At 61.0% G+C, this 13,010-nt stretch carries 11 protein-coding genes; 8 read left to right on the plus strand and 3 right to left on the minus strand.

What is annotated here, in order from left to right; translation table 11 throughout:
- Window positions 1-54 precede the first annotated feature (54 nt).
- Both JFT85_RS18305 and JFT85_RS18310 read right to left on the minus strand, forming a co-directional pair.
- Window positions 55-255 carry a hypothetical protein gene (locus JFT85_RS18305; RefSeq protein ID WP_053258377.1) on the minus strand — a complete coding sequence of 67 codons (201 nt, stop codon included), beginning with the start codon at window positions 253-255 and terminating at the stop codon, window positions 55-57.
- A 194-nt stretch (window positions 256-449) separates the two neighbouring features.
- Window positions 450-1,490 (minus strand): threonine aldolase family protein, encoded by a 1,041-nt coding sequence (locus JFT85_RS18310; protein ID WP_053258376.1) that lies wholly within the window; start codon window positions 1,488-1,490, stop codon window positions 450-452.
- 90 nt (window positions 1,491-1,580) lie between these two features.
- Between JFT85_RS18310 and JFT85_RS18315 the strand changes: the two genes are divergently transcribed.
- From JFT85_RS18315 to fdhA, 8 genes are all read left to right on the plus strand, one after another.
- Complete coding sequence (locus JFT85_RS18315; RefSeq protein WP_201230243.1) at window positions 1,581-2,309, plus strand: TraX family protein; 729 nt, start codon at window positions 1,581-1,583, stop codon at window positions 2,307-2,309.
- A 236-nt stretch (window positions 2,310-2,545) separates the two neighbouring features.
- Entirely contained in the window at window positions 2,546-3,799 is a 1,254-nt protein-coding gene (gene glyA / locus JFT85_RS18320) for a serine hydroxymethyltransferase (protein ID WP_053258374.1), read from the plus strand.
- 22 nt (window positions 3,800-3,821) lie between these two features.
- Window positions 3,822-5,072, plus strand: a complete 1,251-nt coding sequence (locus JFT85_RS18325; protein ID WP_010207084.1) for a sarcosine oxidase subunit beta — start codon at window positions 3,822-3,824, stop codon at window positions 5,070-5,072.
- A 15-nt stretch (window positions 5,073-5,087) separates the two neighbouring features.
- On the plus strand, window positions 5,088-5,390 hold the full coding sequence (locus JFT85_RS18330) for a sarcosine oxidase subunit delta (RefSeq protein ID WP_027605979.1): 303 nt from the start codon (window positions 5,088-5,090) through the stop codon (window positions 5,388-5,390).
- Window positions 5,387-8,404 carry a sarcosine oxidase subunit alpha gene (locus JFT85_RS18335; RefSeq protein ID WP_069552025.1) on the plus strand — a complete coding sequence of 1,006 codons (3,018 nt, stop codon included), beginning with the start codon at window positions 5,387-5,389 and terminating at the stop codon, window positions 8,402-8,404. The genes JFT85_RS18330 and JFT85_RS18335 overlap by 4 nt, the downstream gene beginning before the upstream one ends.
- 122 nt (window positions 8,405-8,526) lie before the next feature.
- Entirely contained in the window at window positions 8,527-9,159 is a 633-nt protein-coding gene (locus JFT85_RS18340) for a sarcosine oxidase subunit gamma (protein ID WP_053258372.1), read from the plus strand.
- A gap of 123 nt (window positions 9,160-9,282) precedes the next feature.
- On the plus strand, window positions 9,283-10,140 hold the full coding sequence (purU, locus tag JFT85_RS18345; protein ID WP_032883972.1) for a formyltetrahydrofolate deformylase: 858 nt from the start codon (window positions 9,283-9,285) through the stop codon (window positions 10,138-10,140).
- A gap of 195 nt (window positions 10,141-10,335) precedes the next feature.
- Window positions 10,336-11,535, plus strand: coding sequence for a formaldehyde dehydrogenase, glutathione-independent (gene fdhA, locus JFT85_RS18350; RefSeq protein ID WP_048722231.1), 1,200 nt, complete (start codon window positions 10,336-10,338; stop codon window positions 11,533-11,535).
- 53 nt (window positions 11,536-11,588) lie between these two features.
- Here the strand turns inward: fdhA and JFT85_RS18355 are convergent, their stop codons facing one another.
- Window positions 11,589-11,849, minus strand: a complete 261-nt coding sequence (locus JFT85_RS18355; protein WP_242486543.1) for a hypothetical protein — start codon at window positions 11,847-11,849, stop codon at window positions 11,589-11,591.
- Between the last annotated feature and the right edge of the window lie 1,161 nt (window positions 11,850-13,010).

Here is a 13,010-nt window from a genome sequence, read left to right on the forward strand (position 1 = left end):
CGCAGCGTGGGAACGAGCAGTGGCTGAGTGGCTAGGGAATAGTCAACTTAACCGTTACTGGGCGTAGATATGGATGACAAAGTGCTGGCCTGAGGCTGTCAGTTCATAGGTTTTGTCGTAGATCCTCAGTGTCCTCGACGGCTCGCGGATGGTGTCCCCGACTTTGGCGTATTTGCGGAACTCATCCCAGTCAATGACCGTGGTGCTGGCAGTGCCGTCGCTTTGCAGGGTGTTGCCATTGTTTTGATATTCCATGGTTTTAGCTCTCTTCTGGAGGTCCGTTTCCAGCCGATTATTCGGCAGGGGGTTATCCCGAAAGGTGGCCGCTGCAGCGGCCTTTTCCTTCCGGGTTCCAAGAGGCTAGTCAACGAAAGCGGGGTTCGCTGCTGTCAGAAATATCAAAAAACAGTCTCGGCAATCGGCCAGTACGCGCTGGTTTTGCTCCTACGTTAAGCGTTCATCACTTCCCGTATATCCGCGGCTAATTCTCTTACGCGTTCTTCCTCGGTATCCCACGCACACATGAACCGTGCGCCACCTTTGCCGATGAAGGTGTAGAAGCGCCAGCCCTTGGCCGTCAACGCTTCGATGGCCGCCTCCGAGAGTTGCAGGAACACGCCGTTGGCCTGCACCGGGAACATCAATTCCACGCCGGGAATATCCGCTACCAGGCTGCTCAGTAACTGCGCGCAGTGGTTGGCGTGGCGTGCGTGTTTGAGCCAGGCGTCGTTTTCCAGCAAGCCCACCCACGGTGCGGAGAGGAAGCGCATTTTCGACGCCAGCTGGCCGGCCTGTTTGCAGCGGTAATCGAAGTCTTCCGCCAGCGTGTGGTTGAAGAACAGGATCGCTTCACCCACCGCCATGCCGTTTTTCGTCCCGCCAAAGCACAGCACGTCCACACCGGCTTTCCAGGTCAGGTCGGCCGGGGAGCAGCCGAGGAACGCGCAGGCATTGGCGAAGCGCGCGCCGTCCATGTGCAGGTTCAGGCCCAGTTCCTTGCAGGTGACGCTGATCGCGCGGATTTCTTCCGGGGTGTACACGCTGCCGACTTCAGTGGCTTGGGTGAGGGTCACCACGCGGGGTTTGGGGTAGTGAATGTCCTGGCGCTTGAGGGCGATTTCGCGGATTGATTCCGGGGTCAGCTTGCCGTTTTCGGTGCGAGCGGTGAGGAGCTTGGAACCGTTGGAGAAAAACTCCGGCGCGCCGCATTCGTCGGTTTCGACGTGGGCCGTTTCCGAGCAAATCACGCTATGGTAGCTCTGGCACAGCGAGGACAGTGCCAGGGAGTTGGCGGCTGTACCGTTGAAGGCGAAGAACACCTCGCAATCGGTTTCGAACAAATCACGGAATCCGTCGGCGGCGCGGTGGGTCCATTCATCATCGCCGTAGGCGCGTTGATGGCCCTGGTTGGCTTGTTCCATGGCGGCCCAGGCTTCCGGGCAGATGCCCGAATAGTTGTCGCTGGCGAATTGTTGGCTCTTGTCGGTCATGGCCCATTCCTGTGGTCGATGTTGGTGCGCACTGTAACCAAGATTGTCCAGGGTGCGCACGCACTGTAAATGCAAAGTCACTGGGGAATTATGCACGGTACTGAAACGATTCCTGTCGGACGCGTCCGGGATGGCGCGCTGGATTTGCTCAAGTGGCTGGCGCTGCTGAGCATGGTGCTGGATCACCTGCGCTATGTCGGTTTGAGCCTCGATGGCCTGTATGTGCCAGGCCGGCTGGCGTTTCCGTGGTTTTGCCTGGCGATTGCGGCCAATGTGCACCGGGTCCGGCATGCACCGGTGAGCGGCCAGTGGCGCTACCTGGGGTGGCTGTTGCTGTTCAGTGCGGTCAGTGAAGTGCCGTACCGAATGTTTATCGACGATGCCGATACATTAAACGTCTTGCCGACCTTGGCGCTGGGCCTGCTCGTTGCCCGAGGATGGCAGCAAAAGACGTTTTTTGATCGAGGTTTGGCGCTGATCGCCGTTGCAGTCGGGGCTGTGTTTACCACGCATCTGATGTTCGGCTTTTTCGGTGTGCTGCTGCCGTTGGCCATGCTGTTGGTGTTCAGTCGGCCATGGTATTTCAGCTTGTTACCGGGTTTGGTCTGCGTGGCTGCCAACCAATGGCAGGTTTTGCTCAATAACGGCAGCCTCGTTGCGCTGCTCGGGCTGGGCGCTTGCCTGATTGCGCCATTGGCCGGTTTGGTCTTGTTGCGACAGGCCAAAAACGTCTCGCCTCCGGCCATGCGCCGTTGGGCGTATGCCCTGTACCCACTGCATTTCCTGATGTTGCTACTCGTGCGCAAGATCATCGCCTAACCCTTGTGGGAGCGGGCTTGCCCGCGAAGGCGGTGTGTCAGCAGGCAAGTGTGCAAGCTGATCCACCGCCTTCGCGAGCAAGCCCGCTCCCACATTTGTTTCGTGTCGCTCATGTAATGTCGTAAACGCACCTTTGCGTGGCGTCCGTAGGCATTTGACCTGTCTGCGCCAGCCCTACCATCGCATCAAAGGGCCCTGCACGGGCCTTAACAATACGAAAGGCTGGGAGAGACGCGATGTTCAGCAAAAAAGACCAGATCCAGGGATATGACGACGCACTGCTGGCGGCAATGAATGCCGAGGAGCAGCGTCAGGAAGATCATATCGAGCTGATCGCGTCAGAGAACTACACCAGCAAACGTGTGATGGAAGCGCAAGGCAGCGGCCTCACCAACAAATACGCCGAAGGTTACCCGGGCAAGCGCTACTACGGTGGCTGCGAGCACGTGGACAAGGTTGAAGCCCTGGCCATTGAGCGCGCCAAGCAGTTGTTCGGCGCCGATTACGCCAACGTGCAGCCGCACTCCGGCTCGTCCGCCAACAGCGCGGTGTACCTGGCCCTGTTGAACGCCGGCGACACCATCCTCGGCATGAGCCTGGCCCACGGCGGTCACCTGACCCACGGCGCCAAAGTGTCGTCCTCGGGCAAGCTGTACAACGCGGTGCAATACGGCATCAACACCGACACCGGCCTGATCGACTACGACGAAGTTGAGCGCCTGGCGGTCGAGCACAAGCCGAAGATGGTGGTGGCCGGTTTCTCCGCCTACTCCAAAACCCTGGATTTCCCACGCTTTCGCGCGATTGCCGACAAGGTCGGCGCGCTGCTGTTCGTCGACATGGCCCACGTCGCCGGCCTGGTAGCCGCTGGTTTGTACCCGAACCCGCTGCCTTACGCCGACGTGGTCACCACCACCACCCACAAGACCCTGCGCGGTCCACGTGGCGGTTTGATCCTGGCCAAGGCCAACGAAGAAATTGAAAAGAAACTCAACGCCGCGGTGTTCCCGGGTGCCCAGGGCGGCCCGCTGATGCATGTCATCGCCGGCAAGGCTGTGTGCTTCAAGGAAGCGGCGGAGCCAGGTTTCAAGGCGTACCAGCAACAAGTGATCGACAACGCCCAGGCCATGGCCAGCGTGTTTATCAAACGCGGCTACGATGTAGTGTCCGGCGGTACCGATAACCACCTGTTCCTGGTCAGCCTGATTCGTCAGGGCCTCACCGGCAAAGAGGCGGACGCCGCCCTCGGTCGCGCCCACATCACCGTCAACAAGAACGCTGTGCCGAATGACCCGCAGTCGCCGTTCGTGACCTCGGGCCTGCGCATCGGTACGCCGGCGGTGACCACGCGTGGTTTCAAAGTGCCGCAGTGCATCGAACTGGCCGGCTGGATCTGCGACATCCTCGACAACCTCGGCGACGCCGACGTCGAGGCCAACGTGGCCAAGCACGTGTCTGCCCTGTGCGCTGATTTCCCGGTTTATCGCTGAGCGCGGTTTTGGAGTAATGACTATGCAACGCTACTCGGGCTTCGGCCTCTTCAAGCACTCACTCAGCCACCACGAAAACTGGCAGAAGATGTGGCGCACGCCGACCCCTAAAAAGGTCTACGACGTGGTCATCGTCGGCGGTGGCGGGCATGGTCTGGCGACCGCCTATTACCTGGCCAAAGAGCACGGCATCACCAACGTGGCCGTGGTCGAAAAAGGCTGGTTGGGCGGCGGCAACACGGCGCGCAACACCACCATCGTGCGTTCCAACTACCTGTGGGACGAGTCGGCGCACCTGTACGAACACGCAATGAAACTGTGGGAAGGCCTGTCCCAGGACCTGAACTACAACGTGATGTTCTCCCAGCGTGGCGTCTACAACCTGTGCCATACCCTGCAAGACATTCGTGATTCCGAGCGCCGCGTCAGCGCCAACCGCCTCAACGGCGTGGACGGCGAACTGCTCAACGCCAAACAAGTGGCCGACGAAATCCCGTACCTCGACTGCTCGAAAAACACGCGCTACCCGGTGCTTGGCGCCACCGTGCAACGTCGCGGCGGCGTGGCCCGTCACGATGCCGTGGCCTGGGGCTTTGCCCGCGCCGCTGACGCCCTCGGCGTGGACTTGATCCAGCAGACCGAAGTGATCGGCTTCCGCAAGGAAAACGGTGTGTGCATCGGCGTGGAAACCAACAAAGGCTTTATCGGCGCCAAGCGCGTCGGTGTGGTCACGGCCGGTAACTCCGGGCACATGGCGTCGCTCGCCGGTTTCCGCCTGCCGATCGAATCCCACCCGCTGCAAGCGTTGGTGTCGGAGCCGATCAAGCCGATTATCGACAGCGTGATCATGTCCAACGCCGTGCACGGCTACATCAGCCAATCCGACAAGGGCGACCTGGTGATCGGTGCCGGTATCGACGGCTACAACGGCTACGGCCAGCGCGGCTCGTACCCGGTGATCGAACACACCATCCAGGCCATCGTCGAGATGTTCCCGGTGCTGTCGCGCGTGCGCATGAACCGTCAGTGGGGCGGCATCGTCGACACCACGCCGGACGCCTGCCCGATCATCTCCAAGACCCCGGTGCCGAACATGTTCTTCAACTGCGGTTGGGGCACCGGTGGCTTCAAGGCCACGCCGGGCTCAGGCAACGTGTTTGCCGCCAGCCTGGCCAAGGGTGAAATGCACCCATTGGCAGCGCCTTTTTCCATCGACCGTTTCCACAACGGTGCGTTGATCGATGAACACGGCGCTGCGGCCGTCGCCCACTAACAGGAGAAATTCCCTATGTTGCATATCTTCTGTCCTCACTGTGGCGAACTGCGCTCCGAAGAGGAATTCCACGCGTCCGGCCAAGCGCACATCCCGCGCCCGCTGGACCCGAACGCCTGCACCGATGAAGAGTGGGGCGACTACATGTTCTTTCGCGACAACCCCCGTGGCCTGCACCACGAACTGTGGATTCACGCTGCCGGTTGCCGCCAGTATTTCAACGCCACGCGCGACACCGTGACCTACGAAATACTTGAAACCTACAAGATCGGCGAGAAGCCGCAATTTACCGCCAAGGCCTCTGGAGAGAAGGTATGAGCCAGATCAATCGCCTGTCCAACGGTGGCCGCATCGACCGTAATAAAGTCCTGACGTTCACCTTCAACGGCCAGAGCTACAAAGGCTTTGAAGGTGACACCCTGGCCGCAGCCCTGCTGGCCAACGGCGTCGACATCATCGGTCGCAGCTTCAAATACTCGCGCCCACGCGGCATTTTTGCCGCCGGTGCCGAGGAGCCGAACGCGGTGCTGCAAATCGGCGCCACCGAAGCCACCCAGATTCCCAACGTGCGCGCCACGCAACAGGCGCTCTACCAAGGGTTGGTCGCCACCAGCACCAATGGCTGGCCGAGCGTGAACAACGACATGATGGGCATTCTCGGCAAGGTCGGCGGCAAGCTGATGCCGCCGGGCTTCTACTACAAAACCTTCATGTACCCGCAATCGTTCTGGATGACCTACGAGAAGTACATCCGCAAGGCCGCAGGCCTTGGTCGCTCGCCGACCGAGAACGACCCGGACACCTACGACAACATGAACCGTCACTGCGACGTGTTGATTGTTGGCGCCGGCCCTGCCGGTCTGGCGGCAGCTTTGGCGGCTGCGCGCAGCGGTGCGCGAGTGATCATCGCGGACGAGCAGGAAGAATTCGGCGGCTCTTTGCTGGACTCCCGCGAAAGCCTCGACGGCAAGCCGGCCACCGAGTGGGTCGCCAGTGTGATCGCTGAACTCAAGGCGCTGCCGGACGTGCTGCTATTGCCTCGCGCCACCGTCAACGGTTACCACGACCATAACTTCCTGACCATTCACGAACGCCTCACCGACCACCTCGGTGACCGCGCGCCGATTGGTGTGGTGCGCCAGCGCATCCACCGTGTGCGCGCCAAGCGTGTGGTGCTGGCGACCGGTGCGTGCGAGCGCCCGCTGGTGTACGGCAACAACGACGTGCCGGGCAACATGCTCGCCGGCGCAGTCTCCACTTACGTGCGTCGCTACGGCGTGGCACCGGGCAAAAAATTGGTGCTGTCGACCAACAACGACCACGCCTACCGCGTTGCATTGGACTGGTTTGATGCAGGCCTTGCGGTTGTCGCGGTGGCCGATGCTCGCCATAACCCACGCGGTGCATTGGTTGAAGAGGCGCGTGCCAAAGGCATTCGCATCCTCACCGGCAGCGCTGTGATCGAGGCCCGTGGCAGCAAGCACGTGACCGGCGCCCGCGTGGCGGCGATCGACGTCAAAGCGCATAAAGTCACCAGCCCCGGCGAGTGGCTGGACTGCGACCTGGTGGCCAGCTCCGGCGGCTACAGCCCGGTTGTTCACTTGGCCTCGCACTTGGGCGGCAAGCCGACCTGGCGTGAAGACATCCTCGGTTTTGTACCGGGCGAAGCCCCACAAAAACGCGTGTGCGTCGGTGGCATCAACGGCGTCTACGGCCTAGGTGATTCCCTGGCGGATGGTTTTGAAGGCGGCGTGCGCGCAGCCAGCGAAGCCGGTTTCGCGCCCGTGCAAGGCACGCTGCCAAAAGCCTTGAGCCGCCTGGAAGAGCCGACGCTGGCGCTGTTCCAGGTGCCTCACGAAAAAGCTACTGCCCGGGCGCCGAAGCAATTTGTCGACCTGCAAAACGACGTGACCGCCGCCGCCATCGAACTGGCTACCCGCGAAGGTTTCGAGTCGGTCGAGCACGTCAAACGCTACACCGCGCTGGGTTTCGGCACCGACCAGGGCAAGCTGGGTAACGTCAACGGCCTGGCGATTGCCGCGCGCTCGTTGAACGTGACCATCCCGCAGATGGGCACCACCATGTTCCGCCCGAACTACACGCCGGTCACCTTCGGCGCCGTCGCGGGCCGCCACTGTGGGCACATCTTTGAACCGGTGCGCTATACCGCGCTGCAAGCCTGGCACGTGAAAAACGGCGCCGAGTTTGAAGACGTCGGCCAGTGGAAACGCCCCTGGTACTTCCCGCGCAACGGTGAAGACCTGCACGCGGCGGTGAAACGCGAATGCCTGGCCGTGCGCGACAGCGTCGGCCTGCTGGATGCGTCGACCCTCGGCAAGATCGATATTCAAGGCCCGGATGCCCGTGAGTTCCTCAACCGCATCTACAGCAACGCCTGGACCAAGCTCGATGTGGGCAAGGCGCGCTACGGCCTGATGTGCAAGGAAGACGGCATGGTCTTCGACGACGGCGTCACCGCCTGCCTCGCCGACAACCATTTCTTGATGACCACCACCACCGGCGGCGCAGCGCGCGTATTGCAGTGGCTGGAAATCTACCAGCAGACCGAATGGCCAGACCTCAAGGTGTACTTCACCTCGGTCACCGACCATTGGGCGACCATGACCCTGTCCGGCCCCAACAGCCGCAAGCTGCTGAGCGAAGTGACCGACATCGACCTGGACAAGGACGGCTTCCCGTTCATGACCTGGAAAGAAGGCTTGGTCGGCGGCGTACCGGCGCGGGTGTTCCGTATCTCGTTTACCGGCGAGCTGTCGTACGAAGTCAACGTGCAGGCCGACTACGCCATGGGCGTGCTGGAACAGATCGTCGAGGCGGGCAAGAAGTACAACCTGACCCCGTACGGCACCGAAACCATGCACGTACTGCGCGCCGAGAAGGGCTTCATCATCGTTGGTCAGGACACCGACGGCTCGATGACCCCGGACGACCTGAACATGGGCTGGTGCGTAGGCCGTACCAAACCGTTCTCGTGGATCGGCTGGCGCGGGATGAACCGTGAAGACTGCGTGCGCGAAGAGCGTAAGCAGTTAGTGGGCCTGAAGCCGATTGACCCGACTGTATGGCTGCCGGAAGGCGCACAGTTGGTGTTCGACCCCAAGCAGTCGATCCCGATGAAGATGGTCGGCCACGTGACCTCAAGCTACGCGCACAACTCGCTGGGTTATTCGTTTGCGATGGCGGTGGTCAAGGGCGGCTTGAAGCGCATGGGTGAGCGAGTGTTCTCACCGCAGGCGGATGGCAGCGTGATCGAGGCAGAGATTGTGTCCTCGGTGTTCTTTGACCCGAAAGGCGATCGCCAGAACATCTGATAGACCGAGGCGCGGCCTTCGCGAGCAAGCCCGCTCCCACATTTGGAATGCATTCCCCTGTGGGAGCGGGCTTGCTCGCGAAGACGCCAGTAGCCGCACAACAGAATCAGGAAAGGTGCTTTATGACAGCAGCCAACGTATACCAACAACGCCCCACCACCGGCGCCAAGGCCGAGTCGTCGCTGCACCATGCCGACCTCGCCAGCCTGGTCGGCAAGGGTCGCAAGAACGCCGGTGTGACCGTGCGTGAAAAGAAACTCCTCGGCCACCTGACGATTCGTGGCGATGGCCATGACGCAGCTTTCGCGGCCGGCGTGCACAAAGCCGTGGGCATCGAACTGCCCGGCGCTTTGCAGGTGATCGTCAACGGCGAAACCAGCCTGCAATGGCTCGGCCCGGATGAATGGCTGCTGGTTGTGCCAAGCGGTGAAGAATTCGCTGCCGAGCAAAACCTGCGTGCCGCCCTGGGCGACCTGCATATCCAGATCGTCAACGTCAGTGGCGGCCAGCAGATTCTCGAACTCAGCGGCCCGAATGTGCGCGACGTGCTGATGAAGTCCACCAGCTACGACGTGCACCCCAACAATTTCCCGGTGGGCAAGGCGGTGGGCACGGTGTTCGCCAAGTCGCAACTGGTGATCCGTCACACCGCCGAGGACACCTGGGAACTGCTGATTCGTCGCAGCTTCTCGGATTACTGGTGGTTGTGGCTGCAGGACGCGTCAGCCGAATTTGGCCTGAATGTCGTTGCATAACGCTCGTTCCCACGCTCTGCGTGGGAATGCATCCCGGGACGCTCCGCGGCCCAAGAGCGGACGCAGAGCGTCCATGGCGGCATTCCCACGCAGAGCGTGGGAACGATCAAGGAGTCACGCACAATGAGCCGCGCACCCGATACATGGATTTTGACTGCCGACTGCCCCAGCGTGCTCGGCACGGTGGACGCGGTCACTCGCTACCTGTTCGAGCAGGGCTGCTACGTCACCGAGCACCATTCGTTCGATGACCGCCTCTCGGGCCGGTTTTTTATTCGAGTGGAGTTTCGCCAACCCGACGGTTTCGACGAGCAGGCTTTCCGCGATGGCCTGGCCACCCGTGGCGAAGCCTTTGGGATGATCTTCGAGCTGACGGCGCCGAACTATCGGCCAAAAGTGGTGATCATGGTCTCCAAGGCCGATCACTGCCTGAACGACCTGTTGTACCGCCAGCGTATCGGTCAACTGTCGATGGACGTGGTCGCGGTGGTGTCCAACCATCCCGATTTGAAGCCGTTGGCCGACTGGCACCAGATTCCCTACTACCATTTCCCCCTCGACCCTAACGACAAACCGTCCCAGGAACGTCAGGTGTGGCAAGTGATTGAAGAGACCGGTGCGGAGCTGGTGATTCTTGCGCGCTACATGCAAGTGCTGTCGCCGGAACTGTGCCGCAAGCTCGATGGTAAGGCGATCAACATCCACCACTCGTTGTTGCCGGGGTTCAAGGGCGCCAAGCCGTACCACCAGGCCTACAACAAGGGCGTGAAACTGGTCGGCGCCACGGCGCATTACATCAACAACGACCTGGATGAAGGCCCGATCATCGCCCAGGGCGTGGAAGTGGTGGACCACAGCCACTATCCCGAGGACTTGATTGCCAAGGGGCGCGATATTGAAGGGCTGACACTGGCCCGGGCCGTTGGGTACCACATTGAGCGGCGGGTTTTTCTCAATGCCAATAGGACTGTGGTGCTTTGACTGACGCCTTCGCGAGCAAGCCCGCTCCCACATTTGACCGGGTTCCACATTTGAAATGCTGTCGAATGTGGGAGCGGGCTTGCTCGCGAAGGGGCCATCAGCAACAACGCAAAAACAGCATCTGTAACCCGAGCACTTAAACGCGCTGCCTGCCTGGGCGACGCGGTTCCATAAAAACAACAGCGAGGTGAAAGCATGTCTGGTAATCGTGGTGTCGTGTATCTCGGCAACGGCAAGGTCGAAGTACAGAAAATCGACTATCCCAAAATGCAGGACCCCCGTGGCAGGAAGATTGAGCACGGCGTCATCCTGCGCGTGGTCTCCACCAACATCTGCGGCTCCGACCAACACATGGTGCGCGGCCGCACCACTGCCCAGACCGGCCTGGTACTGGGGCATGAAATCACCGGCGAAGTGATCGAGAAGGGCAGCGACGTCGAGAACCTGAAAATCGGCGACCTGGTGTCGGTGCCATTCAACGTGGCGTGCGGCCGTTGCCGCTCGTGCAAAGAACAACACACCGGCGTGTGCCTCACCGTCAACCCGGCCCGTGCCGGTGGCGCCTATGGCTACGTCGACATGGGCGATTGGACCGGTGGCCAGGCCGAATACGTGCTGGTGCCGTATGCCGACTTCAACCTGCTGAAACTGCCGGACCGCGACAAGGCCATGGAGAAAATCCGCGACCTGACTTGCCTTTCCGACATTCTCCCGACGGGTTACCACGGCGCCGTCACTGCCGGCGTAGGCCCTGGCAGTACCGTGTACATCGCAGGTGCCGGCCCGGTCGGCCTGGCCGCTGCGGCATCCGCCCGCCTGCTCGGCGCGGCGGTGGTGATCATCGGCGACGTCAACTCCATCCGCCTGGCTCACGCCAAGGCGCAAGGGTTTGAAGTGGTCGACCTGTCCACCGACACCCCGCTGCACGAACAGATCGCCGCCCTGCTGGGCGAGCCGGAAGTGGACTGCGCCGTTGACTGCGTGGGCTTCGAAGCACGTGGCCACGGGCATGACGGCGCCAAGGCCGAAGCCCCGGCCACCGTGCTCAACTCGCTGATGGGCGTGGTGCGTGTGGCAGGCAAAATCGGTATTCCAGGCTTGTACGTGACCGAAGACCCGGGCGCCGTCGACGCCGCCGCAAAAATGGGCAGCCTGAGCATCCGCTTCGGTCTGGGCTGGGCTAAATCCCACAGCTTCCACACCGGCCAAACCCCGGTGATGAAGTACAACCGCCAACTGATGCAGGCGATCATGTGGGACCGCATTCATATTGCCGATATCGTCGGCGTCGAAGTCATCAGCCTGGATGACGCCCCGCGTGGGTACGGCGAGTTTGATGCGGGCGTGCCGAAGAAGTTTGTGATTGATCCGCATAAGTTGTTCAGTGCGGCATAAGCGTTGGCGAAATAAAAGGGCGACCCTAGGGTCGCCCTTTTTGCGTCGGGTGCTTAAGCCTGTAAGCGTCGACTGATCACATCCAGCAAATCACAGCCATCTCGCAGCGGAATGGCGCAGAGCAGGGCGAAGTCCTGGAGGACAAGGGTGTCGGTTTGCATGCCTTCGCGAAACGCCAGGTTTTCCATGACTTGAGTGACCGCGCGGATGCGGTAGACGGCGGCGTCGTGGAGCACGTCCAGCGGGACTTGGGTGTCGATGAGCAGGGAGGGGGTGGTGCTGTCGTGGCCGGTGAGCGGCATGTATCGGTTCATGTTTTAAAACCCATTCAAGTAGAGGTGGGCTACACACTTATTCGTCGCCAAACGAATTGGGTGGCAGCTGTACGCAGGTTGGCGAACCGGGAATGGAACCGGCAGACCCGAAGGTCTCCCGCGCACAGCCACCATGAAAGCAGCTATTGCGGACGCAAAAGAACCTGCAAAAAAGCAGAAGCTTTTGCACCATTCACCCGAGTCGCCAAACCCGTGTCGCCATATGGACGACCGCCGAACTATAAGCGCCATCCATCGCCATGAGCAAGTCGCCCAGCCGATGAAAATCAAATGTGGGAGCGGGCTTGCTCGCGAAAGCGGTGGGTCAGTCAACACATTCATCAACTGATACACCGCCTTCGCGAGCAAGCCCGCTCCCACAGGGTAGTGGTGTGAGCAAGTCGCCCAGCCGATGAAGATCAAAATGTGGGAGCGGGCTTGCCTGCGATGGCGGCGTGCCAGCCAACCTTTTCTGAGCTGATACACCGCCATCGCGGGCAAGCCCGCTCCCACAGGGAAACGCCTGGAGCAAGTCGCCCAGCCGATGAAAATCAAATGTGGGAGCGGGCTTGCTCGCGAAAGCGGTGGGTCAGTCAACACATTCATCAACTGATACACCGCCTTCGCGAGCAAGCCCGCTCCCACAGGGTAGTGGTGTGAGCAAGTCGCCCGGCCGGTGAAGATCAAAATGTGGGAGCTGGCTTGCCTGCGATGGCGGCGTGTCAGTCAACACATTCATCAGCTGACCCACCGCCTTCGCGAGCAAGCCCGCTCCCACAGGGTAGTGGTGGGAGCAAGTCGCCCGGCCGATGAAGATCAAAATGTGGGAGCGGGCTTGCTCGCGAAAGCGGTGGGTCAGTCAACACATTCATCAACTGATACACCGCCTTCGCGAGCAAGCCCGCTCCCACAGGGTAGTGGTGTGAGCAAGTCGCCCGGCCGGTGAAGATCAAAATGTGGGAGCTGGCTTGCCTGCGATGGCGGCGTGTCAGTCAACACATTCATCAACTGATACACCGCCTTCGCGAGCAAGCCCGCTCCCACAGGGTAGTGGTGTGAGCAAGTCGCCCGGCCGATGAAGATCAAAATGTGGGAGGCTGGCTTGCCTGCGATGGCGGCGTGTCAGTCAACACATTCATCAACTGATACACCGCCTTCGCG

The organism is Pseudomonas sp. TH04 (assembly GCF_016651355.1).
Lineage (GTDB): Bacteria > Pseudomonadota > Gammaproteobacteria > Pseudomonadales > Pseudomonadaceae > Aquipseudomonas > Aquipseudomonas fluorescens.

Excerpts from the sequence above, each read along its gene's own strand:
- JFT85_RS18305 (WP_053258377.1), bottom strand. The coding sequence starts at position 255 with ATGGAATATCAAAACAATGGCAACACCCTGCAAAGCGACGGCACTGCC.
- JFT85_RS18310 (WP_053258376.1), bottom strand. The coding sequence starts at position 1,490 with ATGACCGACAAGAGCCAACAATTCGCCAGCGACAACTATTCGGGCATC.
- JFT85_RS18315 (WP_201230243.1), top strand. The coding sequence starts at position 1,581 with ATGCACGGTACTGAAACGATTCCTGTCGGACGCGTCCGGGATGGCGCG.
- glyA (WP_053258374.1), top strand. The coding sequence starts at position 2,546 with ATGTTCAGCAAAAAAGACCAGATCCAGGGATATGACGACGCACTGCTG.
- JFT85_RS18325 (WP_010207084.1), top strand. The coding sequence starts at position 3,822 with ATGCAACGCTACTCGGGCTTCGGCCTCTTCAAGCACTCACTCAGCCAC.
- JFT85_RS18330 (WP_027605979.1), top strand. The coding sequence starts at position 5,088 with ATGTTGCATATCTTCTGTCCTCACTGTGGCGAACTGCGCTCCGAAGAG.
- JFT85_RS18335 (WP_069552025.1), top strand. The coding sequence starts at position 5,387 with ATGAGCCAGATCAATCGCCTGTCCAACGGTGGCCGCATCGACCGTAAT.
- JFT85_RS18340 (WP_053258372.1), top strand. The coding sequence starts at position 8,527 with ATGACAGCAGCCAACGTATACCAACAACGCCCCACCACCGGCGCCAAG.
- purU (WP_032883972.1), top strand. The coding sequence starts at position 9,283 with ATGAGCCGCGCACCCGATACATGGATTTTGACTGCCGACTGCCCCAGC.
- fdhA (WP_048722231.1), top strand. The coding sequence starts at position 10,336 with ATGTCTGGTAATCGTGGTGTCGTGTATCTCGGCAACGGCAAGGTCGAA.
- JFT85_RS18355 (WP_242486543.1), bottom strand. The coding sequence starts at position 11,849 with ATGAACCGATACATGCCGCTCACCGGCCACGACAGCACCACCCCCTCC.